The sequence below is a fragment of the Paraburkholderia sp. genome (genome assembly GCF_026225065.1).
GTDB lineage: Bacteria > Pseudomonadota > Gammaproteobacteria > Burkholderiales > Burkholderiaceae > Paraburkholderia.
In genome coordinates this window covers 16358-42331 of the sequence record NZ_JAMFSB010000384.1, presented here as the reverse complement: position 1 = coordinate 42331, position 25974 = coordinate 16358, and the positions used below count along the sequence as shown (strand labels likewise).

At 61.6% G+C, this 25974-nt stretch carries 29 protein-coding genes; 17 read left to right on the top strand and 12 right to left on the bottom strand.

From position 1 onward, the window contains the following. The 7 genes from M0954_RS26990 to M0954_RS26960 all read left to right on the top strand — a co-directional run. A partial coding sequence (locus tag M0954_RS26990) for a LysR substrate-binding domain-containing protein (protein WP_367279538.1) occupies window positions 1–641 on the top strand: 641 nt, incomplete at its 5' end. A gap of 135 nt (window positions 642–776) precedes the next feature. After that, a complete protein-coding gene (locus M0954_RS26985) occupies window positions 777–1712 on the top strand; it encodes a LysR family transcriptional regulator (protein ID WP_122158927.1) in 936 nt (311 codons plus the stop codon). A gap of 149 nt (window positions 1713–1861) precedes the next feature. Further along, window positions 1862–2293 carry a MarR family winged helix-turn-helix transcriptional regulator gene (locus M0954_RS26980; RefSeq protein WP_297356514.1) on the top strand — a complete coding sequence of 144 codons (432 nt, stop codon included), beginning with the start codon at window positions 1862–1864 and terminating at the stop codon, window positions 2291–2293. A gap of 75 nt (window positions 2294–2368) precedes the next feature. After that, window positions 2369–3475 carry an HlyD family secretion protein gene (locus M0954_RS26975; protein WP_297356512.1) on the top strand — a complete coding sequence of 369 codons (1107 nt, stop codon included), beginning with the start codon at window positions 2369–2371 and terminating at the stop codon, window positions 3473–3475. An 18-nt stretch (window positions 3476–3493) separates the two neighbouring features. Then, window positions 3494–5068, top strand: a complete 1575-nt coding sequence (locus M0954_RS26970; RefSeq protein ID WP_122158931.1) for a DHA2 family efflux MFS transporter permease subunit — start codon at window positions 3494–3496, stop codon at window positions 5066–5068. Between the two features lie 8 nt (window positions 5069–5076). Further along, window positions 5077–6513 carry an efflux transporter outer membrane subunit gene (locus M0954_RS26965; protein WP_297356510.1) on the top strand — a complete coding sequence of 479 codons (1437 nt, stop codon included), beginning with the start codon at window positions 5077–5079 and terminating at the stop codon, window positions 6511–6513. A 172-nt stretch (window positions 6514–6685) separates the two neighbouring features. Further along, window positions 6686–7048 carry a BON domain-containing protein gene (locus M0954_RS26960; protein ID WP_122159629.1) on the top strand — a complete coding sequence of 121 codons (363 nt, stop codon included), beginning with the start codon at window positions 6686–6688 and terminating at the stop codon, window positions 7046–7048. On the opposite strand, the gene M0954_RS26955 is transcribed toward M0954_RS26960, so the two are convergent. Together M0954_RS26955 and M0954_RS26950 are read right to left on the bottom strand one after the other, a co-directional pair. Further along, the gene (locus M0954_RS26955; RefSeq protein WP_297356508.1) at window positions 7045–8193 is read right to left on the bottom strand and encodes a CmpA/NrtA family ABC transporter substrate-binding protein; all 1149 of its coding nucleotides are present in this window, start codon (window positions 8191–8193) and stop codon (window positions 7045–7047) included. The two genes, M0954_RS26960 and M0954_RS26955, sit on opposite strands and share 4 nt — an antisense overlap. A 10-nt stretch (window positions 8194–8203) precedes the next feature. Further along, window positions 8204–8779: an ANTAR domain-containing response regulator gene (locus M0954_RS26950; RefSeq protein ID WP_122158937.1), complete on the bottom strand. Its 576-nt coding sequence runs from the start codon at window positions 8777–8779 to the stop codon at window positions 8204–8206. Between the two features lie 490 nt (window positions 8780–9269). Between M0954_RS26950 and M0954_RS26945 the strand changes: the two genes are divergently transcribed. The 5 genes from M0954_RS26945 (at window position 9270) to M0954_RS26925 (ending at window position 14634) form a co-directional block, all read left to right on the top strand. Next, window positions 9270–10481, top strand: coding sequence for a CaiB/BaiF CoA-transferase family protein (locus tag M0954_RS26945; RefSeq protein WP_297356519.1), 1212 nt, complete (start codon window positions 9270–9272; stop codon window positions 10479–10481). Window positions 10482–10516: 35 nt separating this feature from the next. Continuing rightward, window positions 10517–11965: an MFS transporter gene (locus tag M0954_RS26940; RefSeq protein ID WP_297356506.1), complete on the top strand. Its 1449-nt coding sequence runs from the start codon at window positions 10517–10519 to the stop codon at window positions 11963–11965. A gap of 28 nt (window positions 11966–11993) precedes the next feature. Further along, complete coding sequence (locus M0954_RS26935) at window positions 11994–12839, top strand: citryl-CoA lyase (protein WP_297356504.1); 846 nt, start codon at window positions 11994–11996, stop codon at window positions 12837–12839. Then, complete coding sequence (locus tag M0954_RS26930; protein WP_297356502.1) at window positions 12836–13741, top strand: SMP-30/gluconolactonase/LRE family protein; 906 nt, start codon at window positions 12836–12838, stop codon at window positions 13739–13741. Before M0954_RS26935 ends, M0954_RS26930 begins: the two co-directional genes overlap by 4 nt. Before the next feature lie 74 nt (window positions 13742–13815). Beyond that, on the top strand, window positions 13816–14634 hold the full coding sequence (locus M0954_RS26925) for an IclR family transcriptional regulator (RefSeq protein WP_122158945.1): 819 nt from the start codon (window positions 13816–13818) through the stop codon (window positions 14632–14634). Between the two features lie 64 nt (window positions 14635–14698). On the opposite strand, the gene infA is transcribed toward M0954_RS26925, so the two are convergent. From infA to M0954_RS26910, 3 genes are all read right to left on the bottom strand, one after another. Beyond that, complete coding sequence (infA, locus tag M0954_RS26920; RefSeq protein WP_042325066.1) at window positions 14699–14971, bottom strand: translation initiation factor IF-1; 273 nt, start codon at window positions 14969–14971, stop codon at window positions 14699–14701. A gap of 156 nt (window positions 14972–15127) precedes the next feature. Then, a complete protein-coding gene (locus tag M0954_RS26915) occupies window positions 15128–15409 on the bottom strand; it encodes a hypothetical protein (RefSeq protein WP_122158947.1) in 282 nt (93 codons plus the stop codon). A 536-nt stretch (window positions 15410–15945) separates the two neighbouring features. Continuing rightward, entirely contained in the window at window positions 15946–16164 is a 219-nt protein-coding gene (locus M0954_RS26910; RefSeq protein WP_122158951.1) for a hypothetical protein, read from the bottom strand. A gap of 278 nt (window positions 16165–16442) precedes the next feature. Between M0954_RS26910 and M0954_RS26905 the strand changes: the two genes are divergently transcribed. Next, entirely contained in the window at window positions 16443–16637 is a 195-nt protein-coding gene (locus M0954_RS26905) for a YqaE/Pmp3 family membrane protein (RefSeq protein ID WP_122158953.1), read from the top strand. A gap of 130 nt (window positions 16638–16767) precedes the next feature. Next, window positions 16768–16983 (top strand): hypothetical protein, encoded by a 216-nt coding sequence (locus tag M0954_RS26900; protein ID WP_122158955.1) that lies wholly within the window; start codon window positions 16768–16770, stop codon window positions 16981–16983. Window positions 16984–17024: 41 nt separating this feature from the next. On the opposite strand, the gene M0954_RS26895 is transcribed toward M0954_RS26900, so the two are convergent. Then, on the bottom strand, window positions 17025–17174 hold the full coding sequence (locus tag M0954_RS26895; RefSeq protein ID WP_166660946.1) for a hypothetical protein: 150 nt from the start codon (window positions 17172–17174) through the stop codon (window positions 17025–17027). A gap of 258 nt (window positions 17175–17432) precedes the next feature. Here M0954_RS26895 and cysC point away from each other — a divergent pair, with 258 nt between their 5' ends. Beyond that, window positions 17433–18020, top strand: a complete 588-nt coding sequence (gene cysC / locus M0954_RS26890) for an adenylyl-sulfate kinase (RefSeq protein ID WP_122158957.1) — start codon at window positions 17433–17435, stop codon at window positions 18018–18020. Here the strand turns inward: cysC and M0954_RS26885 are convergent. Together M0954_RS26885 and M0954_RS26880 are read right to left on the bottom strand one after the other, a co-directional pair. After that, window positions 18017–18319 (bottom strand): 2Fe-2S iron-sulfur cluster-binding protein, encoded by a 303-nt coding sequence (locus M0954_RS26885; protein WP_122158959.1) that lies wholly within the window; start codon window positions 18317–18319, stop codon window positions 18017–18019. The genes cysC and M0954_RS26885 overlap by 4 nt on opposite strands. 96 nt (window positions 18320–18415) lie before the next feature. Next, complete coding sequence (locus M0954_RS26880; RefSeq protein ID WP_297356517.1) at window positions 18416–20428, bottom strand: sigma-54-dependent Fis family transcriptional regulator; 2013 nt, start codon at window positions 20426–20428, stop codon at window positions 18416–18418. Between the two features lie 278 nt (window positions 20429–20706). Between M0954_RS26880 and M0954_RS26875 the strand changes: the two genes are divergently transcribed. After that, window positions 20707–20907, top strand: a complete 201-nt coding sequence (locus M0954_RS26875; protein WP_122159631.1) for a DUF2964 family protein — start codon at window positions 20707–20709, stop codon at window positions 20905–20907. A gap of 325 nt (window positions 20908–21232) precedes the next feature. Next, on the top strand, window positions 21233–21523 hold the full coding sequence (locus tag M0954_RS26870; protein WP_122158963.1) for a DUF1488 domain-containing protein: 291 nt from the start codon (window positions 21233–21235) through the stop codon (window positions 21521–21523). Window positions 21524–21616: 93 nt separating this feature from the next. On the opposite strand, the gene M0954_RS26865 is transcribed toward M0954_RS26870, so the two are convergent. The 4 genes from M0954_RS26865 to M0954_RS26850 all read right to left on the bottom strand — a co-directional run bounded on the left by M0954_RS26865 (window position 21617) and on the right by M0954_RS26850 (window position 25920). Beyond that, the gene (locus M0954_RS26865) at window positions 21617–22918 is read right to left on the bottom strand and encodes an NCS2 family permease (RefSeq protein WP_297356500.1); all 1302 of its coding nucleotides are present in this window, start codon (window positions 22916–22918) and stop codon (window positions 21617–21619) included. Between the two features lie 284 nt (window positions 22919–23202). Next, window positions 23203–23466, bottom strand: a complete 264-nt coding sequence (locus tag M0954_RS26860; protein WP_122158967.1) for a DUF4148 domain-containing protein — start codon at window positions 23464–23466, stop codon at window positions 23203–23205. A gap of 67 nt (window positions 23467–23533) precedes the next feature. Further along, complete coding sequence (locus M0954_RS26855) at window positions 23534–24310, bottom strand: slipin family protein (protein WP_122158969.1); 777 nt, start codon at window positions 24308–24310, stop codon at window positions 23534–23536. Next, window positions 24307–25920 (bottom strand): nodulation protein NfeD, encoded by a 1614-nt coding sequence (locus tag M0954_RS26850; RefSeq protein WP_297356498.1) that lies wholly within the window; start codon window positions 25918–25920, stop codon window positions 24307–24309. Before M0954_RS26850 ends, M0954_RS26855 begins: the two co-directional genes overlap by 4 nt. Between the last annotated feature and the right edge of the window lie 54 nt (window positions 25921–25974).

The window sequence follows — 25974 nt, the reverse complement described above, 5'->3', positions numbered from 1 at the left end:
TGGTCGGCTTCGGCGACAAACCCGTTGACCTGATTCAGGAGGGCGTGGACTGCGTGATCCGCATTGGCACCCTGCAGGACTCGAGCCTCGTCGCACGGCGTATTGGGGTGTTTCAGCGGGTGACCGTGGCGAGCCCGCTTTATCTCGAACAACACGGTACGCCGCGGACGATCGAAGATCTGCAGGACCATGTCGCCGTGAACTATTTCCTCGGCCGCACAGGGCGCGTGATAGATCTGACCTTTGGCGTCGACGGGCAAACCGTCGATGTGAAGATGCGCGGCAACATCGCCGTGAACGACGCCGAAGCGTATGTCGCGAGCGGCCTGAAAGGGGTGGGTCTCCTGCAGGCGCCGCGCTTTATGGCGTTGCCTCATCTGCGTTCCGGCGAACTCGTCGAGGTGTTGGCGCAATGGCAACCGTCGCCGCTGCCGATCTCGGCGGTCTATCCGCATAACCGGCATCTGTCGCCTACGGTGCGCGTTTTCGTCGACTGGGTGGCGGAGCTGTTTGGCCGATGCCCGCTATTTTCGGGTCAGGAAGACGCTGAACAGCGTTGCCTGCCGACTGTCGCGGCGGAACCGGCCATCCGGCGTAGTGCCCCGGTTGAGGCTGCGGATGATCTGGAATTGGCGGTCTGAGCTGACGAGCACGGCTTGTCCAGCCGGGCCCAACTATGCGGTAATCTCCTGACGCTCATTTGAGCAAGTTGGCGGCGTGGGCCTGCGGACCCACGCCGCCAACTGCTATTCGTCGAGCCCACCACGAGGTGCCTTATGGATTATCTGGAGAGTCTGCGAGTCTTCCGCGCCGTCGTCGAATCCAGGAGCTTTACGCGCGCTGCGGACATGCTCGGCCTGACCACGCCGATCGTGTCGCGTTCCATTTCCGGACTCGAGCGCCGTCTCGGCAGCCGTCTGTTCAACCGGACCACGCGACAGGTTTCGCTGACCGAAGCAGCGGAACACTTCTACGAAGGTTGCGCGCGGATTCTCGACGATCTCGAAGCGCTCGAAGCCGACGCCTCGGCGCAGACTCGCGAACCGAGCGGCGTGCTGCGCCTCGTCGCGCATACCACCGCCACCGTGAACCGGCTGGTGCCGTTGATCTCCAGCTTCAAGCTCAAGCATCCCAAGGTAAGCCTTGACGTGACGCTCACGGAGCGGCCCATCGACCTGGTCGCAGACGGCTTCGACCTCGGCCTCGTGCTGCCGTTTATGCTGAACTCCGACACGGTCGTGACCCGCTTGCTTGAGCGCATGCCATTCGCCATCCTCGCGGCGCCGGACTATCTGAAGCAGCATTCGCGACCAACGCATCCGTCGGAGCTGACTGAGCACATGTTTATCGTGCTCTCGCCGGCGTTTCGCAAGCCCCAGTTGACCTTCCGGCTTGGCGCGGAGGATTTGTCGGTACCGCTCAGGTACGACATTGCCTCGAATAATGCGGTATTCAATCGTGAGATGGTGCTGCAAGGGCTTGGAATTGGCGTCTTGCCCGCAGCGTTGGCCCAGACTGAGCTGTCCAGCGGACGGCTCGTGGTCATTCTCGAAGAATTCGAGCTCATCGACGCCGTGGTCGATCTGCGGCTCGCGTACAACACGCGCACATTGTTGCCGGCCAAGGTCAAGGCGTTTGTCGAACACGCGGCGGAGTTCTTTGCCGATGTGTTGGCCGTCGAGGCAGCATCGGATCTGAACAGCAGGTCATAGGCCGGACGATTTGACCGTTGGCCGATCGGCCTGGCGCCGACGCGCCCAGCCAGCCCAAGCCGCTTGCTGACCGGATTCTTGTCGCAATCACAACAATCAGATGCGTCCAGGAGATTGCTCCGGCAAGGCCGTATCTCTAATCTGTGCACATGCACACATCACCCGAAAACGACGACTGCTTCGCGATCCGGCAAGCCGCCCGCCATATTTCCCAGCTTTACGAGCGGCATTTGTCTGAAGCAGAGGTCACCCCGACGCAGTTCAGCATCCTCACCGCGCTGCGAGACGGCGCGAACCTGACGATGCTCGAACTCGCGCAGGCGATGGTGATGGATCGAACCACGCTGGTGCGCGCGCTTAGGCCTTTGCTGCGAAACGGCCTGATCGCCAATGAACCGGATGGGCAGGGCGCGCGGCGTCTGCAACTGGTGCTGACCGCATGCGGTCACGCGAGGCTGGATGAAGCGATGGTGCATTGGCTGGCCGCTCAGAACGAGTTTGAGCGCAAGTTTGGACCGCAGCAGGCCGCCATGCTCCGACGCGAACTGTTCCGTCTGACCCGCGACGTTTCGAGGGCTTAAAGAAAGATTGGGCCGTTGGCCCAGACAGTAAAGGCAATTTTCCATTCAATTTAGTGCATATACACAGGTGAAATCATGTCGAGTCCTTCAACACCCGTTCCTGTTGTTCCTGCGGCGTCTGCGGAAGCTGTGAAGGGGAGGCGCATTCCATGGATGCGCCTCGCCTATGGTCTCGTGGCGGTGGTGCTAGCTGCGGCGGCGGGCTATTGGTTCTTTGTCCTGCGCTTCGAGCAATCTACTGACGATGCCTACGTCGGCGGCAACGTGACGGTGATGGCGCCGAAGGTCAACGGCTTCGTCACGGACATCCTCGTGCAGGACAACCAGCACGTCAGCGCGAATCAGGTGCTGATCCGACTGGACGCGCGAGACTACGACGCGAAGCTTGCGCAGGCCACAGCCGAAGTGGATAGCGCCCGTGCCGCAGTATCGGAACTGCAGGCGAAACGGGTCTTGCAGGCGGCGGTGATCAACCAGCACCAGGCGGACGCGCGGGCCTCTTCGGCTGAACTGACGCGCAGCGCCGAAGACCAGACGCGTTATCGCGAACTGGTCAAGGACGATGCCGTGTCCAACCAGATTGTCGAGCGTGCCGACGCCGATTTCTCCAAGGCGCAGGCCGCGGTGCAAAGCAGTGGAGCAGCGGTGCTTGCTGCTCAACGCGAACTGGATGTGCTGGGCGCGCAGATTGCCGACGCGCAGGCGCGCGTCAATACGGCGCTGGCTGCGCAACGGGTCGCACAACTGAACGTCGAATACACGACGATCCGCTCGCCTGTGGACGGTTATATCGGCAACCGCACCGCGCGGGTTGGCATGTTAGCCAATATCGGCGCACCTCTCCTGACGGTGGTGCCGTCCACCGACCTCTGGGTCGACGCGAACTTCAAGGAAGACCAGCTCAGGAAGATGCAGATCGGCGACAAGGCCGACGTCGCGCTCGACGCATCGAGCATCCCCGTGCACGGCTATGTCGAAAGCCTGGCGCCCGCTACTGGCGCCACCTTCAGCGTGCTGCCGCCCGAAAACGCAACCGGCAACTTCACCAAGATCGTGCAGCGCGTGCCGGTGCGGATTCGCCTGAACGTGCCGCGCGGCATGGATAACGTGTTGCGCCCCGGCCTGTCGGCAACGGTCGAAGTGCACCTTGCGGACGGTTCGCAAGCATCGAGCGCTCATTGAGCTGACAAGGCCAATATCATGACAAGCGCTCATCTCCTCGATCCGGCGTCCCAGCCGATGCGGCAACGTGTGTTTGCATTCGCGCTCATGTGTCTGGGATTTTTTATGGCAACCCTGGATATCCAGATCGTCGCGTCCTCGTTGAGGGACATCGGCGGCGGGCTTTCCGCGAGTCAGGATGAGTTGTCATGGGTCCAGACGGCTTATCTGATCGCGGAAATTCTCGTGATTCCGATGTCGGGCTGGCTCTCCAAAGTGTTTTCGACACGTTGGCTGTTCGTTGCTTCTGCGGTGGGTTTTACCGTTACCAGCATGCTGTGTGGCATCGCCTGGGACATCAACTCGATGATCCTGTTTCGCGGTTTGCAGGGCGCCATGGGCGCCGCGATGATCCCGACGGTATTCACCACGGCTTTCGTGCTGTTTCCGGGCAAGCAGCGCCTGGTTGCGTCCACCACGATCGGTGCTCTGGCTTCGCTTGCGCCGGCGATCGGCCCGGTGATCGGCGGCTGGATCACCGATCAGTGGTCGTGGCACTGGTTGTTCTATCTGAACGTCGTGCCGGGTGTGGCAGTGGCCGCGTTGGTGCCGAAGTATGTGAATGTCGATAAGCCCGATCTGTCGTTGCTGAAGAAGGGCGATTACCTGGGAATCCTGCTGATGAGCGGATTTCTCGGCTGCCTCGAGTATGTGCTGGAAGAAGGCCCGCGCAAGAACTGGTTCGGCGATCACATCATCATCGCATGTACGTGGATTTCGGCGATCTGCGGTTTTCTCTTTTTCGTCCATGCGCTGACCACCGACGACCCCATCGTCGATCTGCGCGCTCTGGTGGTGCGGAATTTCGGCATCGGCAGCTTGCTGTCGTTCATCACGGGGATCGGGATCTTTGTCGCGGTGTTTCTCACGCCTGAGTTTCTCGGCCAGGTCCGTGGCTTCAGTTCGCTGCAGATTGGTATCGCGTTGCTTTCGGTCGGCGTATTCCAGTTGCTTGCACTCGGGGTCTACGCGATGGTGGCCCGGTTTGTCGATATGCGCCTGTTGCTGCTGTTCGGGTTGATCTGCTTCGGCCTCGGTTGTTACCTGTATGTCCCGCTGACTCACGATTGGGGCTGGCAGCAACTGCTATTGCCACAGGCCTTGCGTGGCATCGGTCAGCAGTTCGCAGTGCCGCCGATTGTCACGATGGCACTCGGATCGCTGCCCCAGTCGCGGCTGAAGTCAGCCAGTGGATTGTTCAATCTGATGCGTAACCTGGGTGGTGCGATCGGCATTGCGGTCAGCGCGACCATGCTTAACGACCGTCTCAACTTCCACTATCTGCGGCTCAACGAAAGCGTCACGACTGGCAGTCCCGAAGTGGAATCTTTACTGACCCAGCAAACCGCGCATTGGTCGTCTGTGGCAGGCGACGTGCTCAATACGACCCAGTCCGGGCTCGCCAATCTTCACGCGCTGGTGTTGCGCGAAGCCTTGGTGCTGACGTACTCGGACACCTTCTATGTGCTGTCGCTGTGCTTCATCGTTGCGATAGCAAGTGTGCTGTTTTCCAAACCTTTCTCTAACAGTGCGCCGCCGCCTGACGCACATTGAGGCCAATCATGAAAAAGCTTCTGATAGAAATTCTGGCTTGTCTTTCGCTGGCCGCGTGTGCGGTTCAGCCGGCCACTCACGCGAATCTGCCGGCCACGGTAAAAACCGTCGCACCGGCTAGCTGGAGCGTAGAGGCCCCGAAGGATGCCGTCGACGCAAAGACCTGGTGGTCGCAATTCGGCGACCCGGTACTCGACGAACTGGTGGACTCGGTGCTGACCGGCAACCTGGATCTGCAGGGCGCCGCGGAGCGTGTCAAGCAGGCGCAAGCGATCACCACGCAGAAGCATGCGGTGCTGCTGCCGGAACTCGACGCTACCGCTACCGCTGCGGACACCCGCATCAACACGCCGCCGCCGCTCGGGTATGTGCGAGAAGGTGGCGCCGGCCTCGCGCTGAACTGGTCGCCCGATGTATTCGGTGGAGAACGGCTCGATCTGCTCGCAGCCCAGGCGCAACTGGTCGGGCAACAGCATGCCGAGGATGCATTGCGGCTCGCGCTCGCGGCCAACACCGCATCGGCCTATGTCGATCTGCGTTGGGCGCAATCTGAACTGCAGATTCTGCAGGATAACCAGGTAATCCGGCAGCATGCGTTGCAATTGACTCAGGAGCGTCTCAAGTACGGCTTGTCGACGCAACTCGACGTGGCCCGCGCCCAGAATCAACTGGATGAACTGCAGGCGCGGATACCGCGTGCTCAATCGACGATTGAACATGAACTGAGCCTGATTGCCGTGTATTCGGGCCGCACGCCGGAATCTGTGGACAAGCTGGTGCTGGCTACGCCTGGTCCGATCCCCAATCCGGAAGGCGCCGCGCCTACGACGTTGCCGTCCGAAGCATTGCTGCGCCGGCCCGATGTGCTGGTGGCCTATGCCACCGTCGAGCAGCGCGCGGCGGAAGTGGGGGTGTCGAGAGCGGAGCGTTACCCGAAATTCCAGCTGAATCTGAGCGATGGATTGCTGGCCGCTTCATACATTGGTTTGCCGACGTTGACCGATAACCTGTTTAGCGCGGCGGTGAACGCCAGCAGTCCGATTTTCAACGCGGGACGGATCACGGCGGACATCCAGCAGAGCGAAAGCAAAATGCGTGAATCGCAACTGAATCTGCAGCAGACGATGCTGCAGGCGCTCAGGGAAGTGGAGGATACCCGCAGCGATCTGGTCAGCACGACAGCCTCGACACAAAAACTGACCGATGCGCTGGGCGCGTCGGACCAGTCGCTCAAGCTGGCAAACCAGTTGTACAAAGGCGGCGCGACGGACTTCCTCGATGTACTGTCGGCGCAGCAGACGTATCTGCAGGATTCCGATTCGCTGAATCAGGCGAAGCGCGAGCATGCGTTGGCTGCGGTGGCGTTGTATCGCTCGCTTGGCGGCGGATGGAGTCAGGCTGCTGGAACTGCGCTCGCTTCCAGCGACCATGCCACTGGCGAATGAGAATGGCGCTGGAAAAACAACGGTTGTCGAACGCTTTGCGCTTTCGCTTTGCTAGCCGATGAATTAGATTGAACTAGGTCAGCGCGACGCATGCCGGTTCAATCGGCAATTTGTCAGCCGTTGCGGCGGACGAATGACGCTGGTCAACGATTGGCAAAGACAGGAGAAGAACATGAAGACAGTCGGAATCTTGAGCGCGTTATGTCTAACAGTAGCAATTGCGGTGCCCGTTGCCGCTTATGCGCAAGCTAGTGATGCGATGGCCGCACCAGACGCCAGTTCGGCGACGAGCTCCAAAAAAGCTGTCTCGAAGGCCGACCGCGCGCTTGCACGGGCTGTGCGCCGCGCGTTATCGAAGGCCCAGGGGTTTAACGTCTCGAATGTTTATGTTCGGGCGCGCAGCGGTGCAGTGACGCTGTCCGGTAGCGTCGATACCGGGGATCAGATTACTCAGGCTGAAACGGTCGCGAAGACGGTGTCTGGGGTGAATTCGGTGTCGAATAAGCTGACGCTGTTTCATGGGGGGAATGGTTAGGCATGGATTTCGAACCCGGTTGCATAGCTACTGGGTTCGCTACCGTCCCACACGCGGCCATCTATTAGCCGCTGCGAGACGCTCTCAGCCGGAATCGCAATACCCATTCTTTTCGCCGCATCGCGATACAACTTGGTCTGGTTAATCGCTACTGCGATCTCGCGATAGTCATCGCGGCGCGCGATCATCCCCCAGCGCTCATATTGGGTCAGAAACCATACACCGTCATCTGGTCGCGGATAGTTCACCGTGCCGTTTTCGAAAAACCGCACCGGTAAACGACCACGCGCCATCGATCCACTATCGCGCGCTAGCCTCTTTGCTATCAACGGTTCATCGATACCGATAAACTCCGGCCGCACCAGCCAGCGCGCAATCTCGTTGCGATGTCCGTCGCCGTCGAGCCAGCGGCACGCTTCGAGCATGGTCTGCACCAGCGCTCTGGCGGTATGGGGATGCTGGTCCACAAAATCGCGCCGGCAGGCGAGCACTTTCTCCGGATGGTCGGGCCAGATCTCGCTGCTATAGGCGATTGTGCGGCCGATGCCGCGCGCTTCGGCGGCGGCATTCCACGGTTCACCGACACACAATCCATCAAGCCTGTCTTCGGCCAGCGCAGAAACCATATCAGGCGGCGGAATCACAACGCTTTCGATATCGCGCAACGGATGTACGCCCTGCGACGCCAGCCAATAGTAGAGCCACATCGCATGCGTACCCGTCGGGAAAGTCTGCGCAAACACCGGTTTGCGGCCGAGCGTCGCCAATGCCCGCGGCAACGTTTGATATTCGGTCAACGCATCGGCGAGGCGGTTCGAAAGCGTAATGGCCTGGCCGTTACGGTTGAGCACCATCAGGACGGCCATATCCGTTTGCGGACCACCCAGGCCGAGCTGCACACCATACGCGAGACCGTACAGCGCATGAGCGGCATCCAGTTCGCCAGCCAGCAGTTTGTCGCGCAGCGCGGCCCATGACGGTTGACGCGATAACTCCAGGGTCAGGCCATGCGCATGCCCGAATTCGAGCAGCTTTGCCGCGACGAGCGGCGCCGCGTCCGCGAGCGAGACAAAGCCGAGCCGCAGATGCGTTTTCTCGAGCTGCATAGGTGCGGAGGGTTGGCTAATGGGAGCAGGTTGGTTCATGAGCCACGCTTTATTTGGGCAAGTCAGCGGCCGCGGCGATCTGGCGCGCGACCTCGACGAGCTTGACGCCCTGGTCCATGGCACGCTTGCGCAGGCTTGCATACGCGGCGTGTTCGGTCATTTTCTGCTGATCCATCAGCAGACGTTTGGCGCGGTCGATCAGCTTGCGCTCGGCCAGCTCGTTTTCGGCCTGAGCGAGCCGTTCGCGTAGCTGGCTTTCCTGGGCAAAGCGGGCGAGCGCTACTTCGAGGATCGGCGCGAGTTTTTCCGTCGCGAGACCCTCGACGAGATAGGCGGTGACGCCGGCGCCCACGGCGTCGCGAATCAGTTGCTGGTTGGTGTCGTTGCTGAACATTAGCACGGGGCGAGGTGCGGTCGCGTTCATCACTGCCAGCTGTTCGAGCGTGTCGCGTGACGGCGATTCGGTGTCGATGATGATCACATCTGGCCGTTCGTTTTCCACTCTCCTGTGCAGCGCCTGCGAGGCCGCCGTGCCGGCCAGCATGTCGTAGCCGAGCCGCGCGAGGGCTTCGCGCAGATCGCCAATCGGCTTGTCGGTGTCGGTTACGAGCAGTACACGCAGCATGGGTCGGCGGGGGCGGCGGCTTTGGGCGGGTGGCGAGAGGCTTTGTGGGTTCACGCAGCGGGTGCGATGGATGGTGAGTACTTTAAGCAGGTTTCATACCACCGGCGAACGTTGCCGATCTCAATGCTTTCGCCGGACCGCCAGCTTAAGGGGTGGTGAATGCACACCAGTGGTGCGGGGCGATGCGGCCCTGCACAGAACTGGCGCTGGGGATTCGACGCCGCGTTTGTCGATCGCTCTCGTGGGACTGCCTTGTCTGATAAGCATTTGCGGATGGTCGTGGCGAATCTGTTGGTCGATCTTTCAAAAACACGGACGTGGCATTACACACTCGGGAGACAGGGGGTCTCTGGCCTAGGATGACCTCGACAAACCCGGGGTAACCCCTATTCCCACCTCCCAATCCCGAGGACCACAATCCGCTTCATCAAATTATAGAACGTCGTTCTATTAGACAGAACGTCAACCAGAAACCCAGAAAAGGCTCGTGATGGTTTCCCTCCCGCTTTCCGGCATTCGCGTGCTGGATCTGTCCAACGTCCTCTCGGGACCGTTCTGCACCTACCAGCTTGCGCTGCTCGGCGCCGATGTCATGAAGATCGAGAATCCCGCCGGCGGCGATCTGGCGCGCCGTCTAGGCGCCGACCCGCAAGCCTCGGCACGCAATATGGGCGCGTCGTTCGTGGCCGTGAATGCCGGCAAGGAGTCGCTGACGCTCAATCTGAAGCACGAGGCGGGCAAAGAGATCCTGCGCAAGCTCGTGGCCGAGTCCGACGTGCTGGTCGAAAATTTTCGCCCGGGCGTAATGGACCGCCTGGGCGTGGGCGCGCAAACGCTGCTCGACGTGAACCCGCGGCTCGTCTACTGCGCGATCTCGGGTTTCGGCAATGACGGCCCGTTGGCGCATCGTCCCGCTTATGACCAGATCATCCAGGGCATGTCGGGCGCAATGAGCGTCACGGGCGATGCCGAAAGCGCACCGTTGCGCGTCGGTTACCCGGTGTCGGACACCGTCGGAGGCATGAGCGCAGCGCTGGCGATCTGCGCGGCTGTGGTGGCAGCTCAGCGCACCGGCGAGGGCAGGGTGATCGACGTCTCGATGTTAGAGGCGACACTCTCCAGCATGGGCTGGGTGGTCTCCAACTATCTGAATGCCGGTGTGACGCCCACGCCGATGGGCAATGAAAACTTCACGGCCGCACCGTCCGGGACCTTCGTCTGCGGCGAGGGCATGCTGAATATCGCCGCTAACGAGAACAAGCAGTTTATTGCGTTATGCGAACTGATTGGCCGGCCAGATCTGCCGCAAGACGAACGCTTTAACGAGCGCAATTCACGCAAGCAATATCGCGTCGAGCTAAAGCGCGAGATCGAAGCTGCGCTCGCCGTCGACACCGCCAGCAACTGGGAGCAACGCATGACCGCGGCTGGTGTGCCGGCAGGGCTCGTGCTGAGCGTGCCGGAAGCGATCGGCCAGCCGCAACTGGTCGAACGTTCTTTCGTCCACGAGTTACAGGACGGCGAGACCGTCCAGCGTGTGACGCGCGCGGGCTTTCGTTTTATCGACGCCAAAGGCGAAGTTTCGAGCGGCGCGCCCACCTCGCGCGCGCCGCATTTGTCCGAGCACACGGACGCGCATTTGCAGCGTCTGGGCTTCGACGCCAGCGCCATTGCGCAACTGCGAAAAGACGGCGTCATTTAAGCCCGGGTCCCAAAGAGACCTGAATGGGGAAATTCATGAGACAAGCATCAGACACGGTTGCCCGCAGCGCCTTCGCGGATGCCGTGGAGCACGGCGTCGATCAGGAGAGCCAGGCACGCGGCATTGTCGCGCGCCTCGACCGGTTGCCTGCCACGCGACATATCTGGACCATTGTGTTCCTGCTGTCGCTCGGCGGCTGCTTCGAGTTCTACGATCTGTTTATGACCGGCTATATCGCGCCGGGGCTGATTGTGAGTGGCCTGTTCGTCAAGACCTCGACATCGATCTTTGCGATGAACAGTATCGCTGCGTTTGTGGCGTCGACGTTTCTCGGGCTCTTTATTGGAACCATGGGACTCGGCTTTCTTGCGGACCGTTTCGGACGCCGACGTATCTTCGTGGTGGCATTGCTGGGCTATACGGCAGCGAGCCTCATGATGGCGTTTCAGCAAAGTGCCCTCGGCGTGAATATGTTTCGCCTGCTTGCGGGAATCGGACTCGGCGTCGAGATGGTGACCATCAATACCTACGTCGCGGAGTTGATACCGAAGAATCTGCGCGGCCGCGCCTTTGCGATCACACAAATCGTGCCGTACTGCGCGGTGCCCGTGGTCGCGTTGATGTCGTGGTGGCTCGTTCCGCAACAGCCATTCGGTCTCGACGGCTGGCGCTGGGTCGTGCTTGCGAGCGCCGTCGGCGCGGCGATCGTGTGGGTTATCCGGCTCGGTATTCCCGAAAGTCCTCGCTGGTTGGTGACGCGCGGCCGCCTCGATGAAGCGGCGCGCGTGACGCAGCAGATCGAGCGCGTCGTCGAGCGTCAGTACGGTCGCGCGTTGCCGACGGCGGTCCCGCATGCGCATAGCGTGCCGACCGTCGAGCGCCGCTTTCGCGACATCCTGAAAGCGCCGTACCTGAAGCGCACGATCATGATGTCGGTCTACAACGCGGTCTCGGTGATCGGCTTTTACGGCTTCAGCAACTGGATTCCTTCGCTCCTCACGAGCAAGGGCATCAATCTCGTGCATAGCCTGCAGTACTCCTTCCTGATGTCGATTGCGCTACCGCTCGGGCCGGCGCTGTTTTTCTACTTTGCCGACAGGGTTGAACGTAAGTGGAGTCTGGTCGGCTCATCGGGTGCGATAGCGGTGTTCGGGCTCGCTTTCGCGCATCAGACCGGGTCGATCGGGCTTATCGTGTTCGGCTTCTGCATGAACCTCGCGCTGACCATCATGACTTACTCGTTCCAGACCTATCAGTCCGAACTGTATCCGACCGAAATCCGTGCGCGGGCGATTGGCTTTGTCTACTCATGGAGCCGCCTGAGCGCGATCTTCTCCGGCTTTCTGGTGGCATTCTTTCTGCGCGATTTCGGCGCAAACGGCGTGTTCGTCATGATCAGCAGTTGCATGGTGTTTGTGATGCTGCTGATCGGCATCATGGGACCCGCCACGAAAGGCCTCGCACTCGAAGATATCAACCGCTGACATAACCGACTTAACCGACGCAACTGATATGACCCATACCCCGATCGACCCCGCCACGCTCGCTGCCGATTACTGGAGCACCTCGATCATCGATATTCACCCGGGCTCGATCCAGGTGCGCGGCTATCCGATTCAGGAGCTGATCGGGCAGATCAGCTTTCCGCAGATGATCTGGCTGATGCTGCGCGGCGATTTGCCGAGTGCAGGCGAAGCACGTCTGCTGGAAGCGGCGCTGGTGGCGTCCGTCGATCACGGTCCGCATGCGCCTTCCATTGCGATTTCGCGTATGGCGGTGAGCTGCGGATTGCCGCTGAACGGCGCTATGGCCTCAGCGCTGAATACGCTCGACGATGTGCACGGCGGCGCAGGGCAACAAGCCGTCGAGCTCTTCCATGCGATCGAACAGGCGCAGGTCGACGGGGCAACGCTGGCAGTCGCGGTCGAGACATGCATTGACGCCTTTATCGCGGAGCGCGGCAAGTATCTGCCGGGTTTCGGACACCGTTTCCACCCTGTCGATCCCCGCGCGGGCTGCCTGCTTGGCATGGTCGACGAAGCTGCGGCCCAGGGCGTCGTGTCCGGCAAGTACGCGACCATCGCGCGCGCCATCGAGGACCTGCTCAAGCAGCGCAAATCGAAGCCGATTCCGATGAATATCGACGGCGCCACCGCCGTCATTTACGCCGAGCTCGGCTTCGCCCCCGAACTGGCGCGCGGCGTCTTTTGCCTGTCACGCGCGGTCGGCATTCTGTCTCATGCGTGGGAGCAGCGCGGCCGCGGCGAGCGCAACAAGGGACCAATGCCGCGCCAGATGGCCTATCGCTATACAGGGCCCGCAACACGCCATCTCGAGCAGGAAGAGGAGGGGCAATGAACTGGTCTCCCGTGCCGCCCATCGTTGGAACCGCGATTCTGACGGCCATGCCGCCATCGATGCGCCGCCACGAAGTGACGGAGTGGTCGCGCGCCAACAAGGGCGGGGCCATGGTGGATTCGTTTATCGAAGGCCCTTGCTTCGATCCACATGGCAATCTGTATCTGGTCGATATTCCGCACGGCCGCATCCTGCGGATTTCACCGAAGCTCGAATGGAGCGTGGTGGCCGAATACGATGGCGAGCCGAACGGTCTGACATGGCATCCCGATGGCCGCCTGCTGATTGCAGACTACAAAAACGGCATCCTCGCACTCGATCCGGCAAACGGCACGGTCGGCCCGGTGATCGCACGACGCAATAGCGAGCGTTTCAAAGGGCCGAACGATCTGATCGTCGCGAACAATGGCGATATCTACTTTACCGATCAGGGCCAGACCGGCTTGCACGATCCGACGGGGCGCGTCTACCGGCTGCGTCCCGACGGCCGGCTCGACTGTCTGATTGCGAATGGCCCGAGCCCGAATGGACTGGTGCTAAGTCCCGACGAAAAAGTGCTGTTTGTGGCAATGACGCGCGACAACTCGGTGTGGCGCCTGCCGCTGCTCGACGACGGCAGCACCAGCAAGGTCGGACGTTTTGCGCAGTTCTATGGCGTGAGCGGCCCCGACGGCCTGACGATGGACCGCGACGGCAATCTGTTTGTCGCGCATGCATCGCTTGGCGCGGTGTTCGTGCTGAATCCGCACGGCGAGGGGATCGCCAAAATCGAATCGTGCGCGGGCCGCACGATCACCAATGTTACGTTTGGTGGTCCGCATCACAGCTCCGTATTTATCACTGATTCGAGCACCGGGTCGGTCTTGACGGCGCAGTGGAATACTCCCGGCCGCGGCGGGTAAGATGGCGTTCTGTCACGCATAACGCTGGTCAAATCCGGCGTTTCCCAGCTCTTTTCACCGCTTGCACACTTCCTATGGCCGCTTCCAGATCTTCCGGCGCTTCCGGTCCCTCTACCGCCGACGCCGAAGCTGCCTCGGGCCCCTCGCACGCACCCGACGGCGTCGCCGCGCTCGATCGCGCGTTCGCCATCCTGTTTGCGTTTCGCCCTGACGATAAAGGCGTATCGCTCGCTGAGCTTGCGGCCCGCACTGGCCTCTACAAAAGCACGATCCTGCGGTTGATCGCATCGCTTGCGCATCATCGGATGCTGCTGCGCTCGGACGACGGTCTCTACTATGTCGGTCCGGCGACGCTGCAACTGGGCGCGCTGTATCAGCGCAGTCTGCAACTAGGGGATGTGGTGTTGCCGTTGATGCGCCGCCTGCGCGACGCCAGCGGCGAAAGCGTCTCGTTCTACGTGCGGCAAAAAGATCTGCGCGTGTGTTTGCATCGCGTCGATTCGACCCATGCGATCCGCGATCACGTGCGCGAGGGCGACGTCTTGCCCATGGACAAAGGGTCAGGCGGACGCGTGCTAAGCGCGTTCGACGGCGGTCATGGAGAGCTGTTCGAGCGAATCCGCCGCGACGGCTATTACCTGTCGGTGGGAGAGCGGGATGCAGATACGGCGGGGATTTCGACGCCGGTGCTTTCGGCGGCACGGCCGCTTGCTGGCGTGTTCACGCTGGCTGGGCCACGTTCGCGGGTCGATGAGGCGCTGATGCTGCGGATGCGTCAGCCGATGCTGGAGGCGGCAATCGAAGCCAGCGAGCAGCTCGGCGGCGATGCGGCTCCGCTGCGCGCCGCTCTGGCACTATTCAAGCCGGAGAAGGCGCGCGAGAAGTTTCGCTAGCGGGTGGTTGCAATCAACACCAGGCCGCAAGACGACGGCAAACGTGCCGCCGTTTCAACTACGATTAGCGACGACGGAACTGCGTATTACGGGCGCCGCCGCCACCTGAGGCGCGTTCGTCCTTGTGACGGAAATTGATCCGTCCTTTGGTCAGGTCGTAGACCGACAGTTCGAGCGTCACGCGGTCGCCCGCGAGAATACGAATGTGATTCTTGCGCATGCGTCCGGACGCATAAGCGCCAACCACGACACCGTTGTCGAGCGTCACGCGGTAACGGCTATCCGGAAGTACTTCGTCGACGATACCGTCAAGTTCAAGCAGTTCTTCTTTCGCCATGTATTACTCCTGGTCGATGGGGTAAGGGTGCCTTGCTCAACGGCAAAGCTTGTAATGAGGCAGGGCGGGCGCCGTCACGGCGCACCCGCAGAGGATGGAGCGGCGCGGCGCGCGAGGCGCACCTTGCGTAGATGGGGGCAGTTGTGCGATTGCCAATCAAAGATCGGCCACCGACTGGCCGTCTACGCGGCCGTCGATCAATTGTTCAGCGTGCGCCATGCAAGCGATGCGGGCCTTGCCGGTGCCTTCGAACGGCCACAGATACGGCAGGCGGAACACCCGGCCGTCGGCTGCCGGATTGGCGCCAACGCGGCAGATGCGCACCGAGGCGTCGTAGCCTGCGTCCGGATTGCGGCTGATCGTGCCGTCAGCGGGACGGCGCGGATACACGAGCGGATGAATTTCGTAGCCCTTGTAGGTCTTTACAACTTGATTCATGAAGTCCTTGTCCTGTAATACGTGGCTGCCGTGTCAGGCGTGTTACGCCCGGCACAACAGGCCCGGCAGTGCAGCACCTTGGGGCGCGCCGCCATGGAAAAAGAGTGGCACAGGCCCGATGGCAGGGGGCTTGAGCGCAGCCGCGCAAAATCGCGGATTGGATGGAGAAGAAACACGCTAATGCCGCGTGGACATCAGGCGCATGAAAACTGCACAACTCGCGACGGCGAATGCATGCTGCGCACTGCCGGAGTGACGGGATCGCCGACAGGCGGCGGTCGAACAGTCGGGGGTACTGCGGAGATGCCGATTGGTGCTGCCGATACTGCAGGTGCCGAATACAGCTATTCCAATATGATGCACTAAATGGGCCAGCTTGGATAGCAAAACATGCCGAACGACCAGCGGCGGGCCGGAAAGCGGCATTGCAGGCGTTCTCGCGGACCCTGTTGCGGGCGGCGAGAGAGGGTGGTTGGGCGGATGCGTTGTGCGAGGACGCCAGCGCTTCCGGCCGGCGACTCTCTATGGCGATGGTGTCAGCGGGTGGTTTCCGCGATGCGTTTCTTCAGTTCGCGCGAGGCGGCGAGCGGAATGCGGGCGTCGTCCCAAACAGCCAGCCACTCGACTTCCTTCGACGTGAACACCTGGCCGTAGTTGCGCAGCGTGTATTGCAGCGAGTCAATGATGTGATTGCGGATGATTTCCGGCGTGCCTTCATCGTCAAGCACGGCGCGAAACGCTTCTAGCGTGGCCATCTGTTGCTCCGTGGAATAGGGATTACCCATAGGTGTTTCCCTTATCGCACGAAAAAATTCTGCCCGCTACGCGAACAAAAATGCACGTGTGTCTGCAGACCCACAGCCTGCCGGTCCGCAAACCGCGAATGGTACGATCTTGGCGCGTCCAGCTTCAGTCATTTTTCGAGCGGGCGGAATACGGAGGCGGCATTGCGCCGCGCTTCGCTCCAGTCGATTGGTCCGGTGCGCCGCTGCGAGTAAGGCGAGCCGGAAAGTCATAACATAAGGAAATCTGCATGCGCCTGCTGCTTGCCATCATCCTGCCGTGGTTCCAGTTTTTTACGATCGGCCGACCGTTCGCCGGCATCATCTGCCTGATTTTACAAATCACATTGATTGGCTGGATTCCAGCGGCGATCTGGTCGGTATATGCGCTGAGCCAGTACAAGACCGACCAGAAAATCGAGCGCGCGCTAGGTTCGCGCAGATGAGACGATTACGGCGGAAGCCGGCTGTCCCTTGATGCATGGAGCGCGGATTTCGTCGGCTGGGCGGGGGCTCGCGTGGGAAGGCACGCCGTTTGCTTGTTGAGGCTACCCGAAGCACATAACGAGAATCACCATGCGCCCTGACCACACCGCTGCCGACTACGCCTCATCCCGCACGGTACTACCGCTTGCGCCGCCCGAGGCGAACACCGAGGCTTCCCATTCACAACGGCATGGCGGCTCGCTGGCTCGCGTCACGCTCTGTTTCGCGTGGCTGTTCGGACTTGAAGCATTTCTGGCAGGTGGTGCGCCCGAGTCGACCGGCCTTGATATCGACGGCCGTCGCTAAGCCGGAGCGCTTGAAAAAATCGTCGGCCTCGTGCGCAGCTTTTACATTGGCCGACTTACTTTGAGGGTTTCAAGTGAGCGGCGGCGCCACTCGCCGGGGGTGAAGTGGCCGGTGAGCGGGTTGATATGGCGCGCGAACCCGATCAGCGCCCAAATGGCTAGCGGCGACAAGATAAAAAATGCGAGCAGCATGATGCATTCACGATGATGGAGTGCCGTGAGTGTAGTCCGTTGCCTGTTTTAGAAAATCCGCTGAAATGACAACACACTGTTCATTCCGCGCGAATTAACGGACGCAGCCGGTTTCCACTCGGGACGCCGTTGCCGGACAACGCCTCCACTTGCCAATGCCGGGGTGAAATTTTCGGTAAAGCGATTATTTTTTTCCAGCGACGGAAAGTCGGCGCGCAAACGTTAAAGTGAGATCGAAAATAATCTGGATGCGATTTCATGAACGCCAACATTGGATTGACGAGCGCCGAATTACCATCGGTTATCTGGATGACGGGGCTGCCAGGTGCGGGTAAGACTACTATCGCGCAGGCACTGAATATCGCGTTGCTGGAGCAGGGCACAAAAGTGGTGGTGCTCGATGGCGATACGCTTAGAGAGGGCTTGTGTTCCGACCTGGGATTTTCAGATCTGGACCGCCTCGAAAATGTTCGCCGCATTGCGCATGTCGCCAGGCTGTTTCAGCAGACGGGTCACATCGTGCTGGTCGCCACCATTTCGCCGCTCGCCGCGCAGCGCGAGTTGGCCCGGGGGATTATCGGCGCTGGCTTTCTGGAAACTTTCATTTCGGCGTCTGCCGAGCTTTGCTCGCAGCGCGATCCGAAGGGCATGTACGCGCAGGCGCGACTCGGCAAGATCGCGCAATTCACCGGCGTCTCGTCCGCTTACGAGGTTCCGGCCAACCCGGATCTCTTGATCGAGACGGCGCGTTGCCGGGTCGAAAGCGCGGTTGCCACCATCATTTTGCGTCTGGGCAAGCGTGTGCGAACGGAGAGCGTGAAGGGAACGGGACACCAAAGCCGCTAGATTAGCTCCACGGCGTCCGGCACCTCAATCACTACATCCGATTGCGCCACCGCGACGCAGGGCAGGATCAATCCTTCCGCCTTCTCTTCCCGGCTCAATCCCGGCCATTCGATGGTGTACGAAACCGTGCCGCTGACGAGCCGGCACATACACGTCCTGCACGTGCCATTGCGGCACGAGCGCGGCAAACGCAGATTGGCGAAGCCGGCGGCTTCGAGCACGGTCAGCGAGTCGGGGGCTTCGAACGTGCGGCCGAGCGGTTCGACCCGCACCGAGAACGGGGGCTTGGTTTCGGACATTGCTTCAAACGGCAACCATCTTGGATGGGATTGGAGTCAGTCCGTCACGATACCTCAGACTCGCCTGTCCGACTGCGAACGCCCGTGAAGTTGCGCCTAGTTGCGCTGCCCCGGTGTCTGCATTGATGCACCCGGCGTGCGGCGCAGATACCGGTAGACCGTATTGCGCGCGAGGCCGAGTTCGCGCGCCGCAGCGGAGACGTTGCCGCCGTGACGCGAGAGGGTTTGCGCGATCAGCGTGGCTTGCCACTCTTCCATCCGGGCTGGCGAGGCGGGCGAAGCCGGCGTGTGCTGGGGCGTGAGAACTGCGTCTGCGATGTGCAGCGTCGTCGCGGACGCCGCTTCCTTCGCATTCTCCTGCGCCCGTGCGTCGTCCGACGCATCGTTGCAATCCTGCAGGAAATCGTCCGGCAGATGTTCGATCTCGATCTGCGCTGCACCTTCGGCCATGATCCCGGCCGTGCGCAGGACGTTCGCCAGTTGCCGCAGATTGCCGGGCCAACGGCACCGTCTGAAACACGCGAGCACTTCATCCGAGACGCGCACCGGTATCCGTTCGCCGTCGCACTGCGCGGCGAGAATGTGCGAGATGAGCGCCGGCAGATCCGTGCGTTCGCTGAGTGCAGGCAAGCTCACGACCAGCCCGTTGATCCGGTAGTAAAGGTCTTCCCGGAAGGTGCCGTCTTCGATCATCGAGCGCACATTGCGGTGAGTCGCGCAGACGATCCGCAAATCGACCGGAATCGCCCGTGTGCTGCCGAGTGGCGTCACTGTGCGCTCCTGTAGCACACGCATCAGCCGCACCTGTTGCGCGAGCGGCATATCGCCGATCTCGTCGAGAAACAGCGTGCCGCCATCGGCCTGCACGATCTTGCCGACTCGGCCGCGTTTTTTTGCGCCGGTAAACGCGCCGTCTTCGTAGCCAAACAGTTCAGCCTCGATCAGCGTCTCGGGCAGCGACGCGCAATTGACCGCGATAAACGGCGCTGTGCTGCGCGGCGAATCGTGATGGATTGCGCGGGCCAGCCACTCCTTGCCGGTGCCCGTTTTGCCGAGCACGAGGATTGGAATATCGCGGCCTCGGACTTTCTCGACACGGCGCAGGATTGCCGCCACCTGTGTGTCGCCGGTATCGAGCGCGGCGAGCGTCACCGGCGTCACCGTACGGGCTGCGGGACGAATCACCGTGGCCACGCTCGATTGTTCGCCGAGGCCGCCGGCCTGCACGAACTGACGCGGCGCAGCAAATTCACCGCGCGCGATCACGCGAACGCCGCTCGGCAGCATCAGCGTCGTGCATTCGCCGGGCGCGCAGAGCGTTTGTTGCAACAGGGCCGGAAACGCGCTGCCGAACAGCGCTTCGAACGGTTGCCGCTGCAGCGCCGCAAGCGGCTGCCCCAATTGAAACAGCGCGCTGCGATTGGCCGACAGAAACGTGCCGTCTGGCGCAAACGCCGCGAGCCCTTCGTATAGCGTGCCGATAAACTCGGCGCGTGCATGAAAATGGATCCGCACGGCATCAGCGAACTGATTCGCAAACAGATGGTTTTCGATCATCTGCGCGGACATCCGCACAAGCGCCAAGGTGTGCTTATGAAAACCGCGCGTGTCGCCGCTCACGTCCAGCGCGCCAATGATGCGGCCATAGGGATCGGCAATCGGCGCGCATGAGCAGGTCAGGATGCGGTTCGCGTGGAGAAAGTGTTCGTCGGCATGTACGACCGCCGGTTGACGCTCGACTAGCGCCGTGCCGATCGCGTTGGTGCCGCGATCCGCTTCGGCCCACGACACGCCCGGACATAGCGCGACCCGGTTGGCTTTTTCGATAAAGTCGCTGTCGCCGAGACTATGCAGGATCACACCGTGATCGTCGGTGAGCAGCACCATGCTCTGGGTGTCGACGATTTGCGCGTGCAGCGTCTCCATGACCGGCAGAGCGTGCGCATACAGCGAGTGATTGCGTTCGACGAGCTCGCGTAGCGCCGGTTGACGCAACGGATGGAAATCAGGCGTTTCCGAAGCGCGCAGTCCCACTTCGAGAGAACGCGCATGGGACTGCGCAATGAGATCCAGATGGCCGGCCAGGGTGTGGCCAGCGGCAGGCGTCATAGAGGGCGCGCAAAGGCGATGGGTCACTGCTCGTCTCCGGTTGGAATTCGACACAGCGGGTACGTTGCCCGTCCGTTGCTATCCCGCAGCGCAGCATGCCGCGCCGCCGAAGTTTCAATCTTACAGGATCGAGCGTATACGCCGCACGCCAAACGCTGCGGGCTATCCCGTACTTGATTTCGCCCGCAGAGGTGCAATCATTTGAACTATGGGGCGCGTTCGCGCTGTGCCCCATTGAGGCCTTACCCGCCTCGCTAGCGCCAGTTTGGGAGTACGCCATGGTGCACACGGAACATACGGAAGTAGGGGTTGTCCTTGCCGTGCTTGCGACGTTTATCGCAGTCATTGGCATAGCGGTAGTGATTCACGGCATGTTGTTTGACGAGAATGGGGTGACCCTCTCGGGGGCCGCAACGATAGCACTAGGCGTTATCGCGTCTGCCGCTTTCCTGAATCTCTGGCCGGGAAATCGCTCGTAGACAGCTCGCCGACAGCCTGCGGGCTGTCCGATGAAAGAAGGTCGACGACGGATGCGTAAGTACACCCGCTGGCGGGCGCGGCTGTGTCCGCAGCGAGCGCAGTGCGAACGCAGCCGGCTTTGACCTGCACCAGAGTTGGGCCATCTGGAAGGAAAACTTGCGGCGCGCCGGAACTCGTCTACAGTAATGACATCACCCGCAGCGAGCGTGTTTTCGCACTTTTCTGCGGCTGGTGTAGCCCGCGCCTCGAGCACTGAGGGAGGCACTTAAAAAACAGGCGTGCGCGGCCTCGAGTGATCCACCCTGTCAAACCAAGGCGAATCCCATGCAGATCATTTTCCCTAACGAAACCCCCGAATATTCGGGGCGCGAACTTACCCTGGCGTTCCCGGCAATGGTCGATGGGGAAAGGGTGGAGTGCATGATCACCGCCGAGGCACTTGAAGACCACTACGGCGCGGCGTCGCCGCGTCTGGAAGACATGGTCGGCGCTTTCGCCGAGCATCGGGCGCATATCGAAGCGGCAACGCGCCGTCTGCTGTCGGAAACGCGTGCGCAATGCCTCGTTTTGCGCAGCGGCTACGTGCGCTTCTACGAAGCGAACTGGCGCAACTGACGCGGCCGCCGGGCACTACTCAGTAAGGCTAATCAAGGAAAGCCTGGCGCCGCCAGGCTTCGCTGGCTGCGCCTGCCCGGTGCCTGGCAATACTCAGTCGGCGCCCAGATAGAAATAGCGGAACAGAAAGATCGCCGCGATGATCCACACCACCAGCTTGACCTGACGCGCCTTGCCCGTCAGCAGCTTCAGTCCCGCGTACGAAATGAAGCCGAATGCCACACCGTTGGCAATCGAATAAGTGAACGGCATCAGCAGTGCCGTGAGCGCGGCGGGCACGACTTCGGTGGCGTCGTCCCACGGCAGGTCGACCATCTCGCGCAGCATCAGGCACGACACATACAGCAGGGCCGGCGCGGTCGCATAGCCAGGCACCACGCCCGCGAGCGGCGCAAAGAACAGCGCAAGCAGAAACAGCACCGCGACGGTAATTGCGGTGACGCCGGTGCGCCCGCCTGCCTGCACGCCCGATGCGCTTTCGATGTAAGCGGTGGTCGACGACGTGCCCAGCAAGGAGCCCGCGAGAATCGCGGTGCTATCGGCGAGCAACGCCTTGTTCAGGCGATTCATCTTGCCTTCGACCAGCAGGCCCGCGCGGTTGGCGACGCCCATCAGCGTGCCGGTTGCATCGAACAGCTCGACGAGGAAGAACACCATGATGACGTTGAGCACGCCACCCGACAGGGCCGCGCGAATGTCGAGGTGGAACAGCGTCGCATCGATCGACGGCGGCACCGAGACGATGCCGTGAAACTGGTTGCCGCCAAAGAAAAAGCTCAGCACGGTTACGCCGACGATGCCGATCAGAATCGCGCCGCGTACCCGCAGATAGTCGAGCGTGACGATGGCAAAAAAGCCGATCACCGCGAGAATTACATGCGGGTCGTGCAGATTGCCGAGCGTCACCAGCGTGGCCGGATTGCCGACCACCACACCGGCTGACTTCAGGGAAATAATCGCGAGAAAGAGGCCGATACCAGCGGTGATCGCGATGCGGATCGAATGGGGAATCCCGTTGACGATCACCTCGCGCACGCGGAACAGCGTGACGATCATAAACAGGCAACCGGAGATGAACACCGCGCCGAGCGCAGCTTGCCATGTGAAGCCCATGCCTTTGACGACCGTGTAGGCGAAATACGCGTTCAGGCCCATCCCGGGGGCACACGCAATCGGATAGTTGGCGTACAGACCCATGATCAGCGAGCCGAGCGCCGCAACGAGGCAGGTCGCGACGAAGACCGCGTCTTTGGGAATACCCGCGTCGCCGAGAATTGCCGGATTGACGAAGATGATGTACGCCATCGTCAGAAAGGTGGTCAAGCCTGCGAGCAGTTCGGTACGCAGATTGGTGCCAGCTTCGTCGAAGCCAAAGTATCGTTTTACGGAGTCCATTAGACGGGTCTCGGATCGTGATGAAGTTGCTTGTTGTGGTGATCGACAGGCGCCGACGCTTCTCACGACGGCCGACGCTCGCGAAGCGCTACGGGCGGATTGTAGTCACGATTGACGGTGATGTACCGGATCGGCGCGGCGGGCGTGGAGCCGATGCAACAGTCCCGGATGCCGGTCGGCTTGTGTGCTATCGAAGGGGCGAGATGATACCGTGTCCGCGCACCGGATGACGCGTCGCGACACCAGACAAGGCGCGGCAAGTGCGCTTGCCGCGGCAGGCGCGCTTACTGCACGCAGCCAGCCGGAATGCCCGCCATTGCGCGCCGCTGCGCGACGATGCGTCCGGCGTGCTGCGCATTGTAGGGATAGTCAATCCAGTCCTGCGGATCGTAGCCTGCTGCGCGCCACTGGATGTAATCCGCTTTCACGTCGGCGCGGGTTTTGGGCGCGTACGGGTCGCATGAACCCTGCGAAGTCTGGGCAAATGCGGTGCCTGCGCAGCAGGCCGCCAGCAGGGCGCCGAGGGTGATACGAGAGATGGTTTTCATCACAAGCTCCTTTGGAGCGATCAGTACAAACCCTGGACGTCAGGGTGCGGTTTTCCTGATTCGGCACTCACGCTGCCGACGACGGCTTGCCCAATCTGTCCAGCACGGCATTCAGCAAATCGATCGGCAGCGGAAACACGATGGTCGAGTTCTTGTCCGCGGCGATCGTCGTGAGCGTCTGCAGATAGCGCAGTTGCATCGCCTGCGGCTGCTGCGCCAGCGTCTGTGCCGCCTCCAGCAGATGCTGCGAGGCCTGCAACTCGCCTTCCGCATGGATCACCTTTGCGCGCCGCTCGCGTTCGGCTTCGGCCTGCCGGGCGATCGCGCGGATCATCGTTTCGTTGATATCCACATGCTTGATTTCGACGATCGCCACCTTGATGCCCCAGGCATCGGTTTGTGCGTCGAGTACCTTCTGGATGTCCGCGTTGAGTTGCTCGCGATCGGCTAGCAGCTCGTCGAGTTCGTGTTTGCCGAGCACTGCGCGCAGCGTGGTCTGTGACAACTGGCTGGTCGCCTCGAAGTATTTCGCCACCTGAATCACCGCGCGTTCCGGATCGACGACGCGGAAATACACCACCGCGTTGACCTTGACTGAGACGTTGTCGCGCGTAATCACGTCCTGTGGCGGCACGTCGAACACGACGGTGCGCAGGTCCATGCGCACCACCTGCTGGACGACCGGGATGATCAGCACGAGCCCAGGTCCCTTGACCTTCCAGAAGCGGCCGAGCATGAACACGACACCGCGTTCGTACTCGCGGAAAATTCGTACGGATGATGCAATCAGCACGGCCACCAGCACGATCAGAATGCTGCTGAAGCCGAATGTGAAACCAATCATGAGGGTTCTCCTTTGTCGACCAGAGTTGGCGCTTTAGCGTCTACTCTGGTCCCATGCAGCTTGCTGCGGAGTTCTTCCGCCGGCACCACCGTTAGCGTGAGGCCGTGCCGCGCCGTCACACGTACCGCACGGCCGGCCGCAAGCGGCGCCGCGCTACACACTTGCCAGCGTTCGCCATGCACGCGCGCCCAACCCACGCCAGCATCCCCGCTGCCGTGCGGCACAAGCCCTTCCTCGAGCACCACGCCGAGGCTGCCGATCAACGCTTCCGAACCGGTCACGACCGGTCGCCGGCGCGCGCGCAGCGCCACGCTCGATACCGTGAAGACAAACAGCGCGCTGAACGCGGTGACGGCCGCGATCACCGGCAACGGGATGCCGTAGCCAGGCACATCGGTATCGATCAACATCAGCGCGCCGACCACGAACGCGACAATGCCGCCAAAGCCCAGCGCGCCGAAGGTCGGAAGAAACGCTTCCGCGACCAGGAAGGCGAGGCCCAGCAAGATCAGGCACAGCCCTACGTAATTGATGGGCATCATCTGCATGGCGAACAGGCCGAGTAAGAGGCTGATCGCGCCCGCCACGCCGGGCAGCACGAAACCGGGATTGGCGAACTCGAAAAAGAGGCCGTACATGCCGATCATCAGCAGAATCAATGCCACGTTCGGGTCTGTGATAACCGCGAGGAAATGGCTGCGCCAGTCGGGTTCTAGCGTGACGACAGGGGCGTTGGCCGTGTGTAGAGACTGGTCGCCAGAAACGGTATTGACCGTGCGGCCGTCGAGTTTGCGCAGCAGATCGGGGACGTCGCGCGCGGTGAGATCGATTACGTGCTGGGCCAGCGCTTCGTTGGCCGACAGGCTCACGGCTTCGCGTACGGCATGCTCGGCCCAATCGGCATTGCGGCCACGCAGTTGCGCAAGACCGCGGATATAGGCGGCGGCATCGTGGACCTGTTTGCGCATTTCGGTCGATTGCGAGTCTAGCGGCAGCGTGCCAGGGGCGCTTGAGGTTGCCGCGGCGCCTGATGTTCCTGATACGGCTGTTGGTGCACTAGCGCCTCCCTGGCCGGCTGGGTTCGTCGCCGGCAAGCCGGGTGCGTTTTGTCCCGCTGGCTCCGCGCCGCCCAGACCGATTTGCACCGGCGTCGCCGCGCCGAGATTGGTGCCGGGAGACATTGCCGCGATATGGCTTGCGTAGACGATATACGTGCCCGCGCTCGCGGCCCTCGCACCGCTCGGCGCTACGAACGCGGCGACAGGCACAGGCGAACCCAGAATCGCCTTGATGATCTGCCGCATCGAGGTATCGAGGCCGCCTGGCGTATCGAGTTGCAGCACCGCGAGCGATGCCTGTTGCTGTGCCGCACGTTGCAGACTGCGCACGATAAAGTCGGCGCTCGCGGGTCCGATAGCGCCGCTGACGGGGATCACGATGACGCCTCCGGGCGCCGGCGCGGCCGCGATGCCAAGGGGGAGGGCGCCGGCGAACGCCAGCAGGAAGCCCAGCGCGGCGACGCCGCGTAGAAACCGGACCGCTAGACCACCGGGGATACGCCGGTGGTGCGGGCCGGACTGCCGGAACGGGAGAAACGGGTACGTTCTCATCGCGGACGGCCAGAGCGCCGTATCGGACCCGGCCGTCCCTGATGAGACAGAAGA